We start from the raw sequence: 20,202 nt of genomic DNA, 5'->3' as shown, positions 1-20,202 counted from the left end.
CCGGCATCATGCCTGTGGAGTGGGGTGCGGGGTTGGATAGTTTCATAGTGTTACGGCGGTCATAGCGGCAGGGAAACGCCCGGTCCCATCCCGAACCCGGAAGCTAAGCCTGCCAGCGCCGATGGTACTGCACTCGTGAGGGTGTGGGAGAGTAGGACGCCGCCGGACAATCATTCCCGAAGGGGCCTGTGATGGAACACGTGAAGATCCGTGTTTCCACCGCAGGTCCCTTCGGTTTTTTCATGAGCATGGAGGATCAGCGTGTCGGAGTTCGGGCGTCGTGGCGGTACCGATGGCGGGGATCGGCGGGACGACCGGCGACCGGGGTCGGACCGCAAGGCAGGCAGCGGGGGCGCTCCCCGTCGGGACAGCAGTGCGGGGGCGTCGACCTGGCGCCGTGACGGCCAAGACGGCGGTCGCACCAACGATCGCAAGTCCCCCCAGGACCGAGGCGGCTACCGCCCCACCTCAACCGACCGCGACCGAGGTGGCTTCAAGTCTGGCGGCGACCGCGACCGAGGCGCCCCCCGAGGCACCTCCGGTGACCGGGATTCCCGCGGCGGCGGCTACCGGGGCAACTCAGGCGACCGCGACTCCCGCGGCGGCGGCTACCGAGGAACCTCAAGCGACCGCGACTCCCGCGGTGGGGGCTACAGCGGCAGTTCCGGTGATCGCGACACCCGGGGTGGCGGCTACCGGGGCACCTCGGGCGATCGCGACTCCCGTCCCACTGGCGGCTACCGGGGCAACCCCTCGGACCGCGACTCACGCGGCGGCAGTTCCACCGATCGCGGCCCCCGCAGCAGCGGCGGCTATGGCGGCAACTCAAGCGACCGCGATTCCCGCGGTGGCGGCTACCGGGGCAACTCCGGCGACCGCAACTCCCGTCCCAGCGGCGGGTACCGAGGAAACTCGGGCGACCGCGATTCGCGCGGCAGCAGCTACGGCACGTCCGGCGACCGCGACTCGCGCGGCGGTGGCTACCGGGGCGGTTCGAGCGACCGCGATTCCCGCAGCGGCGGGTACCGGGGCAACTCGGGTGACCGGGATTCCCGTGGCGGCGGCTTCCGCGGCGGTTCGAGCGACCGGGGTTCCGGCGGCGGCTTCCGCGGCGGTTCGAGCGACCGGGGTTCCGGCGGCGGCTACCGCGGCGGCTCGGGTGACCGTGACTCGCGCAGCGGTGGTCACCAGGGCAGGTCCGGCGACGGCGATTCGCGTGGTGGCGGCTACCAGGGCAAGTCCTCCGACCGCGATTCCCGCGGCGGCGGGTACCGCTCGGGCGACCGCGGTGGCTACCAGGGCCGCGACGACCGCGGCTCCCGCCCGACCGGCACCCACCCGCACCGCGACAACGATCGCCGCGACGACCGCGACGGCTTCGCCCGCCGCGACAGCAAGCCCCGCGACAACGACCGCGGCGGTTACCAGAACCGCGACGACCGCGGCTCCCGCCCCACGGGCGGTGGCTACCCCCGCCGCGACGACCGCACGACCTCCCGGGACAACGACCGCGCCCCGCGCCGCGACGACCGCCCCCAGTCCGGCGGCTACCCCCGCCGCGACGACCGCGACAACGACCGCGGTTCCCGCCCGACCGGTGGCTACCCGCGCCGCGACAACGACCGTGGTTACTCCCGTGACGACCGCGGCCCGAAGCGTGACAGCGACCGCGGTTTCCGCCGTGACGACGACCGCGGCCCCAAGCGTGACAGCGACAGCGGCTTCTCCGGTGACAACCGCGGCCCGAAGCGCGACGACAATCGCGGTTACTCCCGCGATGACCGCGCTCCGAAGCGCGACGACGACCGGAGCTTCTCCCGCGACGACCGCGGCCCCAAGCAGGACAGCGACCGCGGTTTCCGCCGTGACGACGACCGCGGCCCCGAGCGGGACGGCGATCGCAGTGTCTCCCGCGACGACCGCGACTCGAAGCGCGACAACGACCGTGGCTTCCCCCGCGACGACAACCGCGACTCGAAGCCCGAGGCGGACCTCCCCCGCGAGGGCGACCGCGACCTCGCACCCCAGCGCACCTCCGACGCCGACTCCCCGCGCGGGGACGACGCCGTCGACGGTGACCCGGGTGCCGAGCGCCAGGGCGATTCCGCTCCGACCGCCGACGAGCGCGCCGCCGCACAGGGCGAGCGCGTCACCGACGGGGACGGAGATGCATCCACTTCCGGTGCGGTGAGCAGTGCGTCCACGGTGGACAGCCGGGACCGGGAACGCCGTCCGCGCAAGGAGTTCGACAAGCCGCGCTCCGGTGACCGGCGCGCTCCCCGCAAGGACGACGACGTCGCTCCCGTCCACAACGGACCGGCGGTGCCGGAGGGCGCCGACTACTCGCAACTGGACGTCGAGGCCCGGGCCGGGCTGCGCAGCCTGCCCAAGTCGCTGGCCGAGATGGTCGGCAGGCACCTGGTGGCGGCGGGCATGCTGATCGACGAGGACCCCGCGCGGGCCCTGGTGCACGCCCGCTACGCCAGGGAGCGCGCCTCCCGGGTCGCCATCGTGCGGGAGGCGGCCGGGTTGACCGCCTACCACGCGGGGGAGTGGGCCGAGGCCCTCTCCGAGTTGCGCGCGGTGCGGCGGATGAGCGGCGGCAACACGCACGTCGCCGTCATGGCCGACTGCGAGCGGGCGCTGGGCAGGCCGGAGCGGGCGCTGGAGCTGGCCAGGGAGGCGGGCACCGACCTGGACCCGGAGGTGGCCGTGGAGCTGCGCATCGTCAGCGCGGGCGCCCGCCGGGACATGGGGCAGCTCGACGCGGCCGTGGTCGCACTGCAGGGCCCCGACCTCGACGTCAAGGTGCGCAAGCCGTGGAGTGCGCGCCTGTTCTACGCCTACGCCGACAACCTGGAGGCCGCGGGCCGCGACCAGGACGCCATCCGCTGGTTCCTCAACGCTGCCCAGGCCGACGACGACGAGGACACCGACGCCGCCGAGCGCGCCTTCGCCCTCGGTGCCGACGAGTCCGAGATCGCCGCCGCCCTCCCCGGTGAAACCGTCGAGATCGAGGACGACGCCGACGACGCCCCCGTGGCCACCGACCGCACCGGCCACACCATCGAGGACGCCGTCATCCCCGGCGCCGCCTCCGACAGCCGTGGTCCGGGCGGCGAAGCCGCGACCGCGGACCTCCCGAGCGGGAGCGACCTCCCGGCAGGAGACGACCTGCCCCAGGGCAGCGACCTCCTCGACGGTGACAACCTCCCCCAAGGCGACCAGCCCGTGACCACCGCCGCCGAAGACCTGCTCGACGGCAGCCCGGCGGGCAGCCGCCCCGAGGACGCGGCCACCGAGCCCGCCACCCCGCACGGCGACACCGCCGAGGACACCGCCACCCCCGGCGACGACCTCTCCGGCAGCTCGACCGACGACGGGCCCCGGGCGGGCGCCGCCGACGCCCTGCCGCAGGACACCGGCGCCCCGGAGAGCGACCTGCCCCAGGGCAGCGACCTCCTCGACGGCGACGACCACCCCGGCAACCCCGGGGGCACCGAGGACCGGACCGCGGGTCAGCCGGAGAACCGATGAGCGACGGCCTGCTCGACCGCTACGACGCCCTGCTGTTCGACCTCGACGGCACCGTCTACCGCGGCGGGCAGGCCCTGCCCGCCGCGGCCGAGGTCGTGGACCGCGCCCATGCGGCGGGTGTCGCCGTCCGGTTCGTGACGAACAACGCCTCCCGGGCCCCGGAGACCGTCGCCGAGCACCTGCGGGGCATGGCGGTGCGGGCCGACGTCGCCGAGGTGTCCACGAGCGCGCAGGCGGCGGCCGCGGTCCTGCGGGGCCGGTTGGCGCCCGGGGACCACGTGCTGGTCCTGGGCACCGAGGCCCTCGCCGACGAGGTCACCGCCGCGGGCCTCACGCCCGTGCGCGGGTTCTCCGCCGACGTCAAGGGCGTCTGCCAGGGCCTCGCGCCCAAGATGACCTGGGAGGACCTGGCCGAGGCGGCGCTGGCGATCCGGGCGGGGGCGTTCTGGGTGGCGTGCAACGTCGACCGCACGCTCCCGACCGACCGCGGTCTGCTCCCCGGCAACGGTTCGCTGGTGCACGCCCTGCGCGTGGCGACCGACCACGAGCCGGAGGTGGCGGGCAAGCCCGCCACCCCGCTGATGGACCAGTCGATCCGCTCCGCGGGTGCCGCGCGCCCGCTGGTCGTCGGCGACCGGCTCGACACCGACATCGAGGGCGCGGTCAGCGCGGGGGTCGACTCGCTGCTGGTGCTCACCGGGGTCGCCACCGCCGCGGACCTCCTGGCCGCCGGGCCGCACGAGCGCCCCACCTACGTCGCGGCCGACCTGACCGCGTTCGAGCGGCCCGCGGACGAGCTGGCGATCCGGGCCCGGCCCGGGTGGGCCGTGACCGTCGACGGCGGCCGGGCCGCGATCACCGGTGGCGGTGATCCGCTCGACCTCCTGCGCACCCTGTGCGCCGCGTGCTGGGCGGCGGGCGGCGACGTGCCGTCGCTGCACCCGGACCCCGCCGCGGCCGCCGCCCTCACCACCCTCGGTCTCCGCATCGGCTAGCGTGGGGCCCGTGCACCCAGCTCCACTTCCCGGCCCTCCCGGGCTCCCGCCGGTCAGCGACGAGGCCATCGCCGACGCCGTGGCCGGGCTCGACGGGCTCGACCGGTTGCCGGTCGACGAGCACGTGGCCCGGTTCGACGCCGTGCACGTGGCGCTGACCGCCGCGCTCGCCTCCATCGACAAGGTCTGAGCCGGTGCCCAGGAGGGCGCGACTGGACGCCGAGCTGGTCCGCCGCGGGCTGGCCCGCTCCCGCGACCACGCGTCGCAGTTGATCGCCGACGGCCGGGTGACCGTGCACGGGACCGTGGCCACCAAACCCGCCACCGGTGTCGAGACCGGTGCCGCGCTGGTCGTGCGCGAGGTGGTGGACGACCCGAACTGGGCCTCGCGCGGCGCGCACAAGCTCATCGGCGCGCTGGACGCGTTCGGCCTGTCCCCGGACGGCAAGCGCTGCCTGGACGCGGGCGCCTCCACCGGCGGGTTCACCGACGTGCTGCTGCGCAGGGGGGCGCGGCAGGTGGTGGCGGTCGACGTGGGCCGGGGGCAGCTGGTGTGGCGGTTGCAGACCGACGACCGCGTGGTGATCATGGACAAGACGAACGCCCGCGAGATCAGCCCGGAGGGCATCGGCGGGGCGGCGGACATGGTCGTGTCGGACCTGTCGTTCATCTCGCTGCGGCTGGTGCTGCCCGCGCTGGCCGCCTGCGCCACCGACGACGCCGACGTCATCCCGATGATCAAGCCGCAGTTCGAGGTGGGCAAGGAGCGGCTGGGCGCGGGCGGGGTCGTGCGCGACCCGGCGGACCGCGCCGACGCCGTGCGCACCGTCCTGCGCGCCGCCGGTGAGGCGGGCCTGCGGGTGCACGGGGTCGCGGCCAGCCCGCTGCCGGGGCCCGCGGGCAACGTCGAGTACTTCGCCTGGCTGCGCCGGGGCGAGCCGTTGGCGGCCGAGGTGGCCGCCGAGCTGGTGGAGACCGCTGTCCGGGAAGGTCCGCAATGAGCCCTGCACGGGAGATCCTGCTGGTCGTGCACACCGGTCGCACCGAGAACCGGCGCACCGCCGAGAAGGTGGCGGGGTGGTTCGGGTCGGCCGGGGTGCTGCTGCGGGTGCTGGAGAGCGAGGCACCCGACCTGGACCCGTCCTGCTACAGCCGGGTGGTGCCGGTGGGGCCCAAGGCCGCGGAGGGCGCGGAGCTGGTGTTCGTCCTCGGCGGTGACGGCACGTTCCTGCGCGCCGCCGAGCTGGCGCACGCGACCGGGGTGCCGGTGCTGGGGGTGAACCTGGGCCGGGTGGGGTTCCTGGCCGAGGCGGAGTCGGACGCGCTGGAGGACGCCGTGCAGCGCGTCGTCGAGCAGACCTACCGGGTGGAGGAGCGGATGACGGTCGACGTCACCGCCACCGTCGACGGCGTGGTGGTGGCCGACACCTGGGCGCTCAACGAGGCCAGCGTGGAGAAGAGCAGCCGGGAGCGGATCCTGGACGTGCTGATCGAGGTCGACGGCCGCTCGGTGTCGTCCTTCGGCTGCGACGGGGTGCTGTGCGCGACGCCCACCGGGTCCACCGCGTACGCCTACTCCGCGGGCGGGCCGATCGTGTGGCCGGACGTGCAGGCCATGCTGGTGGTGCCGAGCAACGCGCACGCCATGTTCTCCCGGCCCATGGTCGTCAGCCCGCACTCGCGGGTGGCGATCGAGGTCGACCCGGAGGGCCACGAGGCCGTGCTGTGCTGCGACGGCCGCCGCACGGTGGAGATCCCGCCGGGGGCGCGGATCGAGGTCCGGGGCGGGCGCACCCCGGTCCGGCTGGTCCGCCTGGGCGACGAGCACTTCACCGACCGGTTGGTCGACAAGTTCGACCTGCCGGTGCACGGGTGGCGCTCGCGGTGACCCCGCCCACGTGCCCGACCCGGTGTTCGGCCCGGCTGTGGGGTGCGAGCCTGCCGTCTGACGGTCCCAACCGCTAGGGTGCGCTCTGTGCTAGCCGAGATGCGCATCCAGGACCTCGGCGTCATCGATGAGGCCACGCTCGAGCTCCACCCCGGTTTCACCGTGGTGACCGGGGAGACCGGTGCGGGCAAGACGATGGTCGTCACCGGGTTGCACCTGCTCTCCGGTGGCAGGGGCGAGGCGTCGCGGGTCCGCAGCGGGAAGTCCAAGGCCGTGGTCGAGGGGCGGTTCGAGGGGCTCACCGGGTCCCCCGCCGCCACCGTCGCGGGCAACGCGGGAGCAGAACCGGAGGACGACGGCAGCCTGATAGCGCTGCGCAGCATCAGCACCGACGGCCGGTCCCGGGCCCACCTGGGCGGCCGGTCGGTTCCGGTCGGCGTGCTCGGCGAGCTGGCCGAGCAGTTGATCGCCGTGCACGGGCAGAACGACCAGCTACGCCTGCTGCGCTCCGCCGAGCAGCGCGCCGTCATCGACCGCTTCGCCGGTGAGGACGTCCACGAGGCCCTCTCGGCCTACCAGCGCGTCCGCGACGAGTGGATCTCGGTGTCGACCGAGCTGGCCGACCGCACGAACCGGGCGAAGGAGCTCGCCCGCGAGTCCGAGGTCCTGCGCCTGGGCGTGGAGGAGATCACCGCGATCGACCCGCAGCCCGGTGAGGACACCGAGCTGGTCGAGCGCGCCCGCCGCCTCGCCGACGCCGACCAACTGCGCGAGGGTGCCACCGGCGCCTCCTACGCCGTCTCCGGTTCCCCCGACGGCGACCCGGACGTCCCCGGTGCCCTGGGGTTGATCGGGGAGGCCCAGCGCCGCCTGGCCGCCTCCGAGGACCCCCGGCTGCGCGAGCTGGAGCCCCGCCTGGCCGAGGCGGCGGTCCTGCTGACCGACGTCGGCGCCGAGCTGACGGCGTACCTGGAGAGCCTGGACGCCGACCCGGCGGTGCTGGAGCAGGTCCTGGCCCGCCAGGCCGAGCTGAAGGCCCTCACCCGCAAGTACGCCGCCGACGTCGACGGTGTGCTGGCCTGGGCGCGGGACGCGGTGGAGAAGCTGGCGGGCATGGACACCTCGGAGGAGGCCCTCGCCGAGCTGGCCGCCCGCCGCTCGGCCCTGGCGGTGGAGCTGGCGGAGATCTCCACCGGCCTGACCGCCGCCCGCACCGAGGCGGCCGAGGCCCTGGCGAAGGCCGTGACGGACGAGCTGGGCGGGTTGGCCATGGGCCAGTCCAGCCTCCAGATCAGCGTCCGCCCCCGCCCCACCGACGCGAACGACCCGCTGGCCCTGGAGGTCAACGGCACCCTCCTGCACGCGGGCACCGGCGGGGTCGACGAGGTGGAGATCCTGCTCGTCGCCCACGACGGTGCCCACCCCCTCCCCATCCACAAGGGCGCCTCCGGCGGTGAGCTGTCCAGGGTGATGCTGGCCATCGAGGTCGTCCTCGCCCACTCCGACCCGGTTCCCACCCTCGTCTTCGACGAGGTTGACGCGGGTGTGGGCGGTCGGGCGGCGGTGGAGATCGGCCGCCGCCTGGCCCGCCTGGCCCGCAGCCACCAGGTCATCGTGGTCACCCACCTCGCCCAGGTCGCCGCCTTCGCCGACCGCCACCTGATCGTGGACAAGGGCATGCGGGGCGGCGTCACCCGCAGCGACGTCCGCACCCTGGACGAGGGCAACCGGGTGGTGGAACTCGCCCGGATGCTGGCGGGCATGGAGTCCACCGAAACCGGCCGCGCCCACGCGGAGGAACTCCTCGCCCTCGCCGAGGGCGAGAAGCACGACTGGGAACTCACGGGCAAGCCCCGACCGTCCCGCCGCAAGCGCGCCTGATCGGTCCTGCCCACCGCCCGGGTCCGTGAAGCCACGCTTCGCGGACCCGGGCGGTGGTGTGTTCGGGCCTGGGGTGGACACGTGCGACGGCTTGAATGGCGGGCATGTGCAGCCATGTGGTGAAGCACCCGCACGCGGCAGAACCGCGCCAAGCAGGCCGTCGAACCAACCCGACCAGAGCGCGCAGGCAGAAGGCCGAACGTGTCAAGCAGCCATCCACAACCCTGCACAAGAAGCCCCCGAATCAATCCAACCGCAGCGCACCGACAGAAACAGCGGGCAAAGTCGGATCTGTCCACAGGCGACCACAGCGGCCACCCGACCGGGAACGGTCCCAAACCCGAACGGGTGAAAGAAAAGCACGCGCCGTCGCAAATCCGGGCACCGGTCGGTCCACCATGGACTGGCGTGCGGGAAAGCCCGGCGTGGCAGCCCGACGGATGCCGGGTCGTCCGCCACCATCGCCCCCATGAAGCGCTCCGGTCTCCTCAGCCGATCCCAGCCGTCCCTGCCCGGGGTCACCGGGATCGCCCGGGTGGACCGGCGGACGACCGACCTGGTCCGCCGGGTGTCCCACGGGGACGTCGCCGTGCTCGACCAGTTGGACCTCGACCGGGCGACCGCCGCCGCGCTGGTGGAGGCGCAGGTGGTCGGGGTGGTCAACGCGTCGCCGTCGATCAGTGGGCGGTTTCCGAACATGGGGCCGGAGGTGTTGGTCGAGGCCGGGGTCCCGTTGATCGATGACGTGGGGCAGGACGCGCTGCGGGCGATCCGGGAGGGCAGTGCGCTCCGGTTGCACGAGGGGGTCGTCTACGCCGGGGACAAGGAGGTGGCCCGGGGGGTCCAGCAGACCGCCTCGACCATCGCCGACCAGATGATCGAGGCGAAGGCGGGGATGTCGGCGCAGCTTGAGGCGTTCTCCGCCAACACGATCGAGTTCCTGCGGCGGGAGCGGTCGCTCATCCTGGAGGGGGTGGGGGTGCCCGAGCTGCGGACGCCGGTGCGCGACCGGCAGGTGCTGGTGGTGGCCCCGGGCAACGGGCACGTGGCGGACCTCAAGCAGCTCAAGCGGTACATCGGGGAGCACCGGCCGGTGCTGGTGGGGGTGGAGTCCGGCGCCGACGTGCTGCGCAAGGCCGGGCACACCCCGCACGTGGTCGTCGGCGACCCGGACGGCATCTCCACCGAGACCCTGCGCAGCGGGGCCGAGGTGATCGTGCCCGCCCAGGTCGACGGGCACGCCCCGGGCCTGGAACGGGTGCAGGACCTGGGCATCGGCGCGGTGACCTTCCCCGCGTCCGGCAACGCCGAGGACCTGGCGCTGCTGCTGGTCGACGTGCACGGGGCGAACCTGGTGGTCACCGTGGGGTTCCAGGCGACGCTGCGGGAGTTCCTGGACCGGGGGCGGTCCGGGTCGAACCCGTCGACCTTCCTGACCCGGTTGCGGTTGGGCAGCAAGCTCGTCGACGCCAAGGCGGTGGCGACGCTGCACCGCAGCCGGGTGTCGGTGTGGGCGGTGCTGCTGCTCGTCGTGGCCGCCCTGGTGGCGATCGGGGCCGCGGTGGCGGTGTCCGGGGTCGCCGAGGCCTACACCGGCTGGGTGCTGCGCACCTGGCAGTCGTCCGTCACCTGGTTCGAGGGGCTGTTCTCGTGATCTCGCTGCGCTACCACATCGTCTCGATCGCCGCCGTCTTCCTGGCGCTGGCCGTGGGGGTGGTGCTCGGGTCGACCACGCTGAGCCGCACCCTGCTGTCCGGGCTCAACACCGAGAACAACGACCTCGGCGGCGAGGTGTCGCGGTTGGAGGAGCAGCGCAACGCGCTCGGCGCCCGCCTCGACGACGCCGACTCCTTCGCCGCCACCGTGGGGCCGCTGGCGGTGAAGGGCGCGCTGGACCAGCGCACGGTGGTCATCGTGACCACCGCCGACGCCCGCCCCGGTGACCGCGACTCCCTCAAGGGCCTGCTGACCGCCGCCGGGGCCGCGGTCACCGGTGAGCTCCAGCTCACCGACGCCTTCGCCGACCAGGCGCGCGCCGACGAAGTGAAGGACATCGTGACCCGGCTGCTGCCCGCCGGGGTGCAACTGCCGACGGCGACCGACCCGGGCACGCTCGCCGGTGGCCTGCTCGGGCCGCTGCTGCTGATCTCCAAGGCGACCAACCAGCCGCAGGTGTCCGCGCCGGAGTCGGCGGCGGCGCTGGCCGGGCTGACCGACGGCGGGTTCGTCAAGGCCTCGCCCGACCTGCGACCCGCGCAACTGGCGATCGTGCTGACCGGCGGCAAGGTCACCGGTGACGGCGCGGGCGACCGGGCGGCGACCGTCGCCCGGTTCGCCACCCAGGTCGACCGCTCCGGTGCGGGCGCCGTGCTGGCGGGGGCGGCGGGTTCGGCGGAGGGCACCGGCGCGGTCGGCGTGGTCCGCGCGGACACCGCCGCCACCTCCATCCTGTCCACTGTGGACAACGCGGACACCCCGGCGGGGCGGGCGGTGGTCGTGCTGGCGCTGGCCGAGCAGCTCGCGGAGAGGGCGGGCCGCTACGGCACCGGGGGCAACGCGCAGGCCGCCGCGCCCGGTGCGCCCGTCGAGTAGTCGCGGCTCCCCGGGCGGGTGACGGGGTGGCCGGGTGTCACCGCGGTCCTCCCCGTCCGGGGGAAGGTGTGTTCCGTACGGGTGGGACCGGTGGTGGGTCGGTCATGTCCCGGCCCGCGCCGCCGATGGTGCCGGTGGCGGAGTCCCCCCGCCACCGGCCACAAGGGAGCGGTAGATGACAGGCAAGGCACGACTCGGGTTCGTCGCGGCGGCGCTGGCGGTCGGGGTGACCGCGGGTGCGGCCCCCGCGCTGGCCGCCACCCCGCCCGGGGTGGCCTCCGGCGGTTCGGCGGCGTTCACCAGGGCGGGCGTGCGCACCACCATCCCCGAGGTCGCGCGGTGCGCGGTGACCGGCCCGACCTCGGCCACGTCCGGCACGATCACCCAGGGCGGGGTCGAGTTCGACGGCGTGACCTCCACCTGCACCACCACCGTCGTCGACCCGGCGCACTCCGTCACCACGACCAAGTCCGAGTCCACCGGCGACCGGTTCGAGCTGTCCGCGCTGATCGCCTCCGGCGGCCCGCGGATCGTGATCACCGACTACCGGGTCACCTGCACGGCCACCCGGGACGGTTCCGCCGTCGGCTGGGCCGTCGGCGGCCTCGCCGGGGTGACCGGCCTGCCCAGCCCCGTGCCGCGCGACTACGTCCGCGAGATCCGCGGCGACGGCGGCCTGCTCGCCACCGCCACCTTCAACGAGGTCGTCCTGTCCCGCGGCGGCGGCATCGCGCTGAACATGCTGCACCTGCGGTTCCAGCCCGGCTCCGGGATGTCCGGTGACGTGGTCGTCGGCGCGACCGCCTGCGCGCCGACCCCCTGATCCGGGCGCGCCCACCGGACCCGGGGCGCCGGGTCCGGTGGGTGGCGGTCCGCCACCCTGGTGTTATCGTGAAACCCCGTGGACCGGTGTGGTGCTTCCGCCCACCGCCAGCAGACCGACCTCCAGGTCGGCCCAACTGATCGACCACGGGGAGCCTCGTTGGTGCAGCACGCGCGCACGACCAAGCACGTCTTCGTCACCGGAGGCGTCGCCTCCTCGCTGGGCAAGGGCCTCACCGCCTCCAGCCTCGGCCAGCTCCTCACCTCCCGCGGCCTGCGGGTCACGATGCAGAAGCTCGACCCGTACCTCAACGTCGACCCCGGGACGATGAACCCGTTCCAGCACGGTGAGGTGTTCGTCACCGACGACGGGGCCGAGACCGACCTCGACATCGGGCACTACGAGCGCTTCCTCGACCGCAGCCTCGCGGGCACCGCCAACGTCACCACCGGGCAGGTGTACTCGGCGGTGATCGCCAAGGAGCGGCGCGGGGAGTACCTCGGCGACACCGTGCAGGTGATCCCGCACATCACCGACGAGATCAAGTCCCGGATCCTGGCCATGGCCGCCCCGGACGAGTCCGGCGGCGCCCCGGACGTGGTGATCACCGAGGTCGGCGGGACCGTGGGCGACATCGAGTCGCTGCCGTTCCTGGAGGCCGCCCGGCAGGTCCGCCACGACGTGGGCCGGGACAACATCTTCTTCCTGCACGTGTCCCTGGTGCCGTACCTGGCGCCGTCGGGGGAGCTGAAGACCAAGCCCACCCAGCACTCGGTGGCCGCGCTGCGCAACATCGGCATCCAGCCCGACGCCATCGTCTGCCGCGCCGACCGCGAGATCCCCGACGGGCTCAAGCGCAAGATCGCGCTGATGTGCGACGTGGACACCGACGCGGTGGTGGCCGCGGTGGACGCCCGGTCCATCTACGACATCCCCAAGGTGCTGCACGGCGAGGGCCTCGACGCCTACGTGGTGCGCAAGCTCGACCTGCCCTTCCGCGACGTGGACTGGACGGTGTGGGGCGACCTGCTCGACCGGGTGCACAAGCCGCAGGAGACGGTCCGCGTCGCCCTGGTCGGCAAGTACGTCGACCTGCCCGACGCGTACCTGTCGGTCACCGAGGCGCTGCGCGCGGGCGGCTTCGCCAACCGGGCGAAGGTCGAGGTCGTCTGGGTGGCCTCGGACACCTGCGCGACCCCGGCCGGTGCGGCCGCCGCCCTGTCCGGTGTGGACGGTGTGCTGATCCCCGGCGGGTTCGGCGTGCGCGGCATCGAGGGCAAGATCGGCGCCATCACCCACGCGCGGGTCAACAAGATCCCCATCCTGGGCCTGTGCCTGGGGTTGCAGTGCATGGTGATCGAGACCGCGCGGTCGCTGGCGGGCATCGCCGACGCCGACTCCGCGGAGTTCGACGACACCACCGCGCACCCGGTGATCTCCACCATGGCCGACCAGGAGGACGTGGTGGCGGGTGAGCGCGACATGGGCGGCACCATGCGCCTCGGCGCCTACCCGGCCAGCCTGACCCCGGGGTCGGTCGTCGCCTCGGTGTACGGGGAGCGGGAGGTCTCCGAGCGGCACCGGCACCGCTACGAGGTCAACAACGCCTACCGCGACCGGCTGGCCGAGGCCGGTGTCGTGTTCTCCGGCACCTCCCCGGACGGTCGGCTGGTGGAGTTCATCGAGCTGGCGCCGGAGGTGCACCCGTTCTTCGTGGCCACCCAGGCGCACCCGGAGCTCAAGAGCAGGCCCACCCGCCCGCACCCGCTCTTCGCCGGGTTCATCAAGGCGGCCGTGGGGTACCTGAGGGCCGGTCGGCTGCCCGTCGACCTCGGTGACAAGGAGCCGGTTTCAGCGTGAACACCCCTGACTCGGAACTGGACGACAGCACCCGGCACGCGTTCGAGGTGGTGTCGTCGCGGGACGTGCACGTCGGCAAGATCCTGGCGCTGCGGGTCGACGAGGTCCGGATGCCCGGCGGCGGCACCGCCCGGCGCGAGGTCGTCGAGCACCTGCCCGCGGTCGCCGTGGTCGCCCTCGACGACGACGGCCGGGTGGTGCTGATCCGCCAGTACCGGCACCCGGTGGGCGAGCGGCTGTGGGAGCTGCCCGCGGGCCTGGTCGACCACGACGGGGAGGACCCGTTGGCGGCGGCGAAGCGGGAGCTGGTCGAGGAGGTCGGCCTGGAGGCCGCCGACTGGTCGGTGCTCGTCGACGTCGCCGCGTCGCCCGGGTTCACCGACGAGGCGGTGCGGGTGTACCTGGCCACCGGGCTCTCCGAGGTCACCCGGGTGGAGATGGGCGAGGAGGAGGCCGACATCGTCACCCGGCGCTTCCCGCTCGCGGAGGCTGTGCGGATGACCCTGGGTGGGGAGATCGTGAACGCTTCCGCGGTGGCGGGGGTGTTGGCGGCGCTGGCGGTGGACTCCGGTGCCGCGCCGCCTCGGCTCGCGGACGCGCCGTGGCCGGGTCGGTCGACTGCTTTCGGTGCCCGCCAGGAGGACTAGGCCGCGTTTCGAAAGCCCGTGTTCGCGATAGCCGCGCCGGATGCGGCCCCTGGCGGCACGGGAGGAGGACACCGATACAACCCCGGTATCGGCGCCCTCCTCCCGCACCGCCAGGAACCACCCCGATCACGACTCTCATCGAACGGGACTTCCGAAACACGGCCTAGACCACGGGACCGGCGCCGGGCCGGTCGTTCGGGCTGTCGCCCGACGACCGGCCCGCGCGGTGGTGCCGGTCAGTCGCGCAGGCGCCTGCCGTAGCCGTCGGTGCCGCCGTTGACCAGGAGCACGATGCCGTCGACCAGGGTCCAGATGCCGAAGCCGCCGCAGGTGAGCAACTGGGCGATGCCGACGCCGGTGTGGCCGATGTAGAAGCGGCCCAGGCCGAACGGCGTGATCAGTTGCAGGATGCCCGCCACGACCTTCGACTTGTCCGACACCCCCAGGTCGTGCCGGGGGGCCAGGCCGGGGTACACCGGGATGGCGCCCGGGGGTGCGCCGACCGGGCGCGGGGGCGGGGCGGACCAGACCGGCGGCGCCATGAACGGCGGGTACGGGGCGGGCAGGTCGGTGAACAGGACCCGCAGGTGGGCGCGGGTGGTGGCGGCGGTGGCCTGGTTGACCCGCTGGTCGTACTCGTCGACCTGGAGGCGGCCCGCGGTGAAGTGCTCGCCCAGGATCCGCATCGCGTCCTCGCGCTCGAGGTTGCCGATGCGGACGGCGTCGGGGTCGGCAGGTTGGCTCACGGGTGTCACGGTACTCGGACGCGTCCGGCCGCCCGGTGGTTTCGCGCGCGTCGACCTCTCGGGCGCACCCCCGGCCACTAGCATCCGCCCGGTGTCCGCCGCCCCCGAACCGGTCCTGCGCACCTACCTCGACCACCTCGCCGTCGAGCGGGGCACCTCGGCGAACACCCTCGACGGCTACACCCGCGACCTGCTGCGCTACCTCGACCACCTCGCCGCCCTCGGCGTCACCGACCTCGGCGAGGTGCGCGAGCAGCACGTGTCCGGGTTCCTCGCGGCGCTGCGGGAGGGCGACGCGGAGCACCCGCCGCTGGCCGCGTCCTCCGCGGCCCGGGCCCTGGTGGCCGTGCGCGGGCTGCACCGCTTCGCCGTGCTGGAGGGGCTGACCGAGACCGACGCCGCCCGCGAGGTCAAACCCCCCACCCCGCCGCGCCGGTTGCCCAAGGCGCTGCCGGTCGACGACGTGCTCCGCCTGCTCGACACCCCGCCCGGCGACGGCCCCGGCGGGCTGCGCGACCGCGCCCTGCTGGAGCTGCTGTACTCCACCGGCGCCCGCATCTCCGAGGCCGTCGGGCTCGACCTCGACGACGTCGACGCGGTGGAGCGGGTCGTGCGGCTCGACGGCAAGGGCGGCAAGCAGCGGCTGGTGCCCATCGGCCGCCCGGCCCTCGACGCCCTGGACGCGTACCTGGTGCGGGCCCGCCCCGACCTGGCCGCCCGCGGCCGGGGCACGCCCGCGGTCTTCCTCAACCTGCGCGGCGGCAGGCTGTCGCGGCAGAGCGCGTGGACCACCCTCCGGGTGGCCGCCGAGCAGGCGGGCATCACCGTGGCCGTCTCCCCGCACACGCTGCGCCACTCCTTCGCCACCCACCTGATCGAGGGCGGCGCGGACGTGCGGGTGGTGCAGGAACTCCTCGGCCACGCGTCGGTGACCACGACCCAGATCTACACCCTGGTCACGGTCACGACCCTGCGCGAGGTGTACGCCACCGCCCACCCGCGCGCGATCCGGTGACGGCAGACTCGGTGCCGTGCCAACACCAACGTCAACACCGCTGTCCACACCGCTGACCCACGACGGTCCGGTCCGCTGGGGGATCCTCGGGGCCGGGGTCATCGCGGGCGCCGCGGGCGCCGACCTGCGCGACACCCCGGACAACACCGTCCACGCCGTCGGGGCCCGCGACCTCGGCCGCGCCAGGGCGCTCGCCGAGACCCTCGGCGCCCCCACCGCGTACGGGTCCTACGCCGAACTCGTCGCCGACCCCGACGTGGACGTGGTCTACGTCGCCACCACCCACGGCCAGCACCACGAGCACGCGCTGCTGGCCGTCGAGGCGGGCAAGCCGGTGCTGGTGGAGAAGGCGTTCACCCTGACCGAGCGGCAGGCCCGCGAGGTCGTCGAGGCCGCCCGCGCGCGCGGCGTGTTCTGCATGGAGGCCATGTGGACCCGGCTGCACCCGCTGGTCCGCCGGGCCCAGGAGATCGTCGCCGCGGGCACCATCGGTGAGGTCGTCTCGGTCACCGCCGACCACGGCTGGGCGTTCGACTACGACCCGGCGCACCGGCTGTTCGACCTGGCCGCGGGCGGGTCCGCCCTGCTCGACCTGGGCGTCTACGCCGCCATCTTCCCGTGGCTGTTCCTCGGCGCACCGGACGACGTCGTGGCCACCGGCCGCCGCTCGCCCACCGGGTCGGACTCCACCGTCGCCATGCTGTGGAGCTACGCCGACGGCCGGTACGCGAACGTCTCCTGCACCGTGGAGGCGTTCAGCCCGTGCGAGGCGACCGTCGTCGGGACCGGCGGCTGGCTGACCTTCCGCAGGCCGCTGTTCCGCCCCACGTCGCTGCTGGTGCACGTCGGGTCGCCGCGCGACGGCGTGGAGGAGGAGCTCACCGCGCCGGTCGAGGGCAACGGGTACCGGCCGCAGTTCGCCGAGGTCGCCCGCTGCCTGCGCGCCGGGCTGGCGGAGAGCCCGCTGGTCCCGCACGCCGACACGGTGGCGATCATGGGCCTGATGGACCGGGCCCGGCTGGCCGTCGGCGCCCGGTTCCCCGCCGACGGCTGAGCGCCCCCGATCAGGTCGAGGCCGCCCCGGGTTCCGGCCGGGTCGTACTGTGGTCGGCGTGGACGAGCCGAGGAGCGACCAGGTCCGACTGCCCGAGGTGCTGCACGCGCTCAGCGACCCCACCCGGCTCGCCGTCCTCGCCCAGCTCGCGGGCGCCGGTGAGCTGTCCTGCGGCGACCTGGACGTCTCCGTGGCCAAGTCGACCCTGTCGCAGCACCTGCGGGTGCTGCGGCGGGCCGGGGTCACCCACACCCGCCCGGACGGCAACCAGCGGTGGCTGTCGCTGCGCCGCGCCGAGCTGGACGAGCTGTTCCCCGGCCTGATCGGGGCCGTCCTCGGCGCCCTCGCGGGCCCGGGCGCCGAATCCGCGGGCCGACCACCCGACCGCGCTGCGGCAAACGCTTGACTCGCGGGCGGCGAGCCGTGTTGGAGGCCAACGGCCGCCCCCTTACGCTGCGGTGGTCAGCACCGCAGGCGACAAGGAGCTGGATCGCCATGTCGACACTTCCGCATTCGGAACAGCGTCGGGTGGAGCTCAGCATCGCGCCGAGGGACTCCGACGACGACGGGATCGACGAGCCGCCCGTCGCGGGCACCATGGGTCCCACCGGCCGCCCGCGCAGGCACATACCCGAACCCGAGCCGGTCGCCGTCCACGGTCCGGCGCAGGTCCTCGCCGTCTGCAACCAGAAGGGCGGGGTCGGCAAGACCACGTCCACCATCAACCTCGGCGCCGCGCTCACCGAGTACGGCAGGCGGGTGCTGCTGGTCGACTTCGACCCCCAGGGCGCGCTGTCGGTCGGCCTGGGCATCCCCCCGCACGACCTGGAGCGCACCATCTACAACGTGCTCATCGAGGGCTCGGTCGGGGTGCGCGACGTGGTCATGGAAACCTGCGTGGAGAACCTGCACCTGCTGCCCAGCAACATCGACCTGTCCGCCGCCGAGGTGCAGCTTGTGTCCGAGGTGGGCCGCGAGCACTCCTTAATGCGGACCCTGCGTCCGGTGCTGGCCGACTACGACTACGTCCTCGTCGACTGCCAGCCCTCGCTGGGTCTGCTGACCGTGAACGCGCTCACCGCCGCGGACGGGGTGCTGATCCCACTGGAGTGCGAGTACTTCAGCCTGCGCGGCGTCGCCCTGCTCATCGACACCATCGACAAGGTCCAGGACAGGTTGAACCCCAAACTGAGCATCACCGGCATCCTGGCCACCATGTTCGACCCCCGCACCCTGCACTCGCGGGAGGTCATGGCCCGGGTCGTCGACGCGTTCGGCGAGACCGTGTTCGACACCGTCATCAACCGCACGGTGCGGTTCCCGGAGACCACCGTCGCGGGCGAGCCGATCACCACCTGGGCGCCCCGGTCGGCCGGGGCCAAGGCGTACCGCCAACTCGCCCGCGAGGTGATCGCCAGGTGACCAGGAGGACCCCGCTCCCGGGAGCCGCCGAGCTGTTCCGCCCCACCGCGCGGGCACCCGAGCGGGTCGACCGCGCCGTGGTGAGCCAGGCCCGGGCCGACCACGCCCAGCTCGACGGGGTGCTGTTCGAGGTGCCGGAGGGCACGCACCGGCAGAAGCACACCGCGAAGATCACCGTGTACGTCTCCGACGAGGAGCTGCTGGCGCTGGAGCAGGCCCGGCTGGCGCTGCGCGCCGCGCACGGGGTCGCCGTCGACCGCGGCCGGGTCGTGCGCGAGGCCGTCGCGGTGCTGCTCGCCGACCTCGACGCGCACGGCGCCGAGTCCGTGCTGGTCCGCAGGCTGCGCCGGGAACCCCGCCGGTGACCGCCGTGGTCGACCCGCCCGCTCCGGCAGCCGAGGAGCCGAGCGGGAAGTTCACGGTGCGGCTGTCGAACTTCGAGGGCCCGTTCGACCTGCTGCTGCAACTGATCTCCCAGCACCGGATGGACGTCACCGAGGTCGCCCTGCACCAGGTCACCGACGACTTCATCGCCCACATCAAGTCCCTCGGCGACGACTGGAGCCTGGACGAGACCACCGAGTTCCTGGTCGTCGCCGCCACCCTGCTCGACCTCAAGGCGGCCCGGCTGCTGCCCCAGGGCGAGGTCGACGACGAGGACGACCTGGCGCTGCTGGAGGCCAAGGACCTGCTGTTCGCCCGGCTGCTGCAGTACCGGGCCTACAAGCAGGTCGCGGCCCTGTTCGGCGAGCTGGAGTCGACCGCGCTGCGCCGCTACCCGCGCTCGGTGGCCATGGAGGACCGCTTCCAGGACCTCATCCCCGAGGTGATGCTCGGGGTCGACCCGGACAGGTTCGCCAAGATCGCTGCCGCGGTCTTCCGGCCCAAGCCGCCGCCCACGGTGTCGCTCGACCACATCCACCAGCGGCAGGTGTCGGTCCGCGAGACCGCGGGGGAGCTGCGGCTCATCCTGGCCGAACTGGGCAGGGCCACGTTCGCGCAGCTCGTCGCCGACTGCGAGAACACCCTGGAGGTCGTGGCCAGGTTCCTGGCGCTGCTGGAGCTCTACCGCGAGGCGACGGTCCTCTTCGAGCAGGAGGACCCGCTCGGCGAGCTGATCGTGGAATGGACCGGCGAGCCGGACCCCGCGGCCGTGGCCGCGGTGGCGCCGCCCGCCGGGGAGGAAGAGGAGTACGGGTGACCGACACCCCCGAAGACGACCACCTGCGGGTCAGCGACGAGGTCGCCGAGCGCCTCGCCAACCTGTTCGCCCCCACCGGGACCGACTCGGACGCGGCCGAGCCGCCCGCGGCGGCCCCGGGCAGCGACGCAGAGGCCGCCCCGGCGGCCCCGGGCAAGGGTGCTGCCAGCAGGCGTGGGCGGGCCGAGCGCGCCACCGCCGACGCGCCGCCGGGTGCCGGGGAGGACACCCGGACCCCGTCCGCGGACTCCGTCGCGGCCAACGCGACGGCGGCCCCGACGCGCCGCACCAGGACGAAGGCCCCTGCCGTTCCCCCCGTGCTGCGACCGCGCGAGGCGGGCACCGACGCTGCGGCGAAGGCACCCGTGCCCGCCGATCCGAGCCCTGCCCGGGCAGACCGTTCCGAGTCGGGGGAGCCGGGCGTCCTGCCGGTGGGGTCAGGTGGAGCGGGCGCCGACGCGGAGGCACCCGTGCCCGCCGATCCGAGCCCTGCCCGGGCAGACCGTTCCGAGTCGGGGGAGCCGGGCGTCCTGCCGGTGGG

At 74.1% G+C, this 20,202-nt stretch carries 18 protein-coding genes, 1 rRNA gene and 1 pseudogene; 19 read left to right on the top strand and 1 reads right to left on the bottom strand.

Annotated features, from left to right (window positions below; genetic code table 11):
- Positions 1 to 51 precede the first annotated feature (51 nt).
- The 12 genes from rrf (at position 52) to L6E12_RS23275 (ending at position 14,223) form a co-directional block, all read left to right on the top strand.
- Positions 52 to 168 (top strand): 5S ribosomal RNA (rrf, locus tag L6E12_RS23330).
- Positions 169 to 261: 93 nt separating this feature from the next.
- Positions 262 to 3,537 carry a hypothetical protein gene (locus tag L6E12_RS23325; RefSeq protein ID WP_236230062.1) on the top strand — a complete coding sequence of 1,092 codons (3,276 nt, stop codon included), beginning with the start codon at positions 262 to 264 and terminating at the stop codon, positions 3,535 to 3,537.
- A complete protein-coding gene (locus tag L6E12_RS23320; RefSeq protein ID WP_236230061.1) occupies positions 3,534 to 4,532 on the top strand; it encodes an HAD-IIA family hydrolase in 999 nt (332 codons plus the stop codon). Before L6E12_RS23325 ends, L6E12_RS23320 begins: the two co-directional genes overlap by 4 nt.
- A 10-nt stretch (positions 4,533 to 4,542) precedes the next feature.
- Positions 4,543 to 4,722, top strand: a complete 180-nt coding sequence (locus tag L6E12_RS23315; protein WP_236230060.1) for a hypothetical protein — start codon at positions 4,543 to 4,545, stop codon at positions 4,720 to 4,722.
- 4 nt (positions 4,723 to 4,726) lie between these two features.
- A complete protein-coding gene (locus L6E12_RS23310) occupies positions 4,727 to 5,533 on the top strand; it encodes a TlyA family RNA methyltransferase (protein ID WP_236230059.1) in 807 nt (268 codons plus the stop codon).
- Entirely contained in the window at positions 5,530 to 6,420 is an 891-nt protein-coding gene (locus L6E12_RS23305; protein ID WP_236230058.1) for an NAD kinase, read from the top strand. The genes L6E12_RS23310 and L6E12_RS23305 overlap by 4 nt, the downstream gene beginning before the upstream one ends.
- A gap of 87 nt (positions 6,421 to 6,507) precedes the next feature.
- Complete coding sequence (recN, locus tag L6E12_RS23300; protein WP_236230057.1) at positions 6,508 to 8,301, top strand: DNA repair protein RecN; 1,794 nt, start codon at positions 6,508 to 6,510, stop codon at positions 8,299 to 8,301.
- Between the two features lie 469 nt (positions 8,302 to 8,770).
- Complete coding sequence (gene steA / locus L6E12_RS23295) at positions 8,771 to 9,955, top strand: putative cytokinetic ring protein SteA (RefSeq protein WP_236230056.1); 1,185 nt, start codon at positions 8,771 to 8,773, stop codon at positions 9,953 to 9,955.
- Positions 9,952 to 10,893, top strand: a complete 942-nt coding sequence (locus L6E12_RS23290) for a copper transporter (protein ID WP_236230055.1) — start codon at positions 9,952 to 9,954, stop codon at positions 10,891 to 10,893. Before steA ends, L6E12_RS23290 begins: the two co-directional genes overlap by 4 nt.
- A gap of 175 nt (positions 10,894 to 11,068) precedes the next feature.
- The gene (locus L6E12_RS23285; RefSeq protein ID WP_236230054.1) at positions 11,069 to 11,716 is read left to right on the top strand and encodes a hypothetical protein; all 648 of its coding nucleotides are present in this window, start codon (positions 11,069 to 11,071) and stop codon (positions 11,714 to 11,716) included.
- Between the two features lie 162 nt (positions 11,717 to 11,878).
- Positions 11,879 to 13,576, top strand: coding sequence for a CTP synthase (locus L6E12_RS23280; protein ID WP_236230053.1), 1,698 nt, complete (start codon positions 11,879 to 11,881; stop codon positions 13,574 to 13,576).
- Positions 13,573 to 14,223, top strand: a complete 651-nt coding sequence (locus tag L6E12_RS23275; protein ID WP_374201934.1) for an NUDIX domain-containing protein — start codon at positions 13,573 to 13,575, stop codon at positions 14,221 to 14,223. The genes L6E12_RS23280 and L6E12_RS23275 overlap by 4 nt, the downstream gene beginning before the upstream one ends.
- A 236-nt stretch (positions 14,224 to 14,459) precedes the next feature.
- On the opposite strand, the gene L6E12_RS23270 is transcribed toward L6E12_RS23275, so the two are convergent.
- A complete protein-coding gene (locus L6E12_RS23270; RefSeq protein WP_236230052.1) occupies positions 14,460 to 14,969 on the bottom strand; it encodes a DUF1707 domain-containing protein in 510 nt (169 codons plus the stop codon).
- A 91-nt stretch (positions 14,970 to 15,060) separates the two neighbouring features.
- On the opposite strand from L6E12_RS23270, the gene xerD reads away from it, so the two are divergent.
- The 7 genes and pseudogenes from xerD to L6E12_RS23235 form a co-directional block, all read left to right on the top strand.
- Positions 15,061 to 15,984, top strand: coding sequence for a site-specific tyrosine recombinase XerD (gene xerD, locus L6E12_RS23265; RefSeq protein ID WP_236230051.1), 924 nt, complete (start codon positions 15,061 to 15,063; stop codon positions 15,982 to 15,984).
- 16 nt (positions 15,985 to 16,000) lie between these two features.
- Positions 16,001 to 17,038, top strand: coding sequence for a Gfo/Idh/MocA family protein (locus tag L6E12_RS23260; RefSeq protein ID WP_236230050.1), 1,038 nt, complete (start codon positions 16,001 to 16,003; stop codon positions 17,036 to 17,038).
- Positions 17,039 to 17,096: 58 nt separating this feature from the next.
- Positions 17,097 to 17,444 carry a metalloregulator ArsR/SmtB family transcription factor gene (locus L6E12_RS23255; RefSeq protein WP_308075142.1) on the top strand — a complete coding sequence of 116 codons (348 nt, stop codon included), beginning with the start codon at positions 17,097 to 17,099 and terminating at the stop codon, positions 17,442 to 17,444.
- Positions 17,445 to 17,533: 89 nt separating this feature from the next.
- Positions 17,534 to 18,460 (top strand): ParA family protein, encoded by a 927-nt coding sequence (locus L6E12_RS23250; protein WP_236230048.1) that lies wholly within the window; start codon positions 17,534 to 17,536, stop codon positions 18,458 to 18,460.
- Positions 18,457 to 18,825 carry a hypothetical protein gene (locus L6E12_RS23245; RefSeq protein ID WP_236230047.1) on the top strand — a complete coding sequence of 123 codons (369 nt, stop codon included), beginning with the start codon at positions 18,457 to 18,459 and terminating at the stop codon, positions 18,823 to 18,825. The genes L6E12_RS23250 and L6E12_RS23245 overlap by 4 nt, the downstream gene beginning before the upstream one ends.
- Before the next feature lie 5 nt (positions 18,826 to 18,830).
- Positions 18,831 to 19,661 (top strand): ScpA family protein, encoded by an 831-nt coding sequence (locus L6E12_RS23240; RefSeq protein ID WP_374201935.1) that lies wholly within the window; start codon positions 18,831 to 18,833, stop codon positions 19,659 to 19,661.
- Positions 19,658 to 20,202: pseudogene (locus L6E12_RS23235) on the top strand (hypothetical protein); the annotation flags it as partial. The gene L6E12_RS23240 and the pseudogene L6E12_RS23235, both read left to right, overlap by 4 nt.

The sequence above is a fragment of the Actinokineospora sp. PR83 genome (assembly GCF_021056305.1).
Lineage (GTDB): Bacteria > Actinomycetota > Actinomycetes > Mycobacteriales > Pseudonocardiaceae > Actinokineospora > Actinokineospora spheciospongiae.
This window is presented reverse-complemented; position numbering and strand designations above follow the sequence as displayed.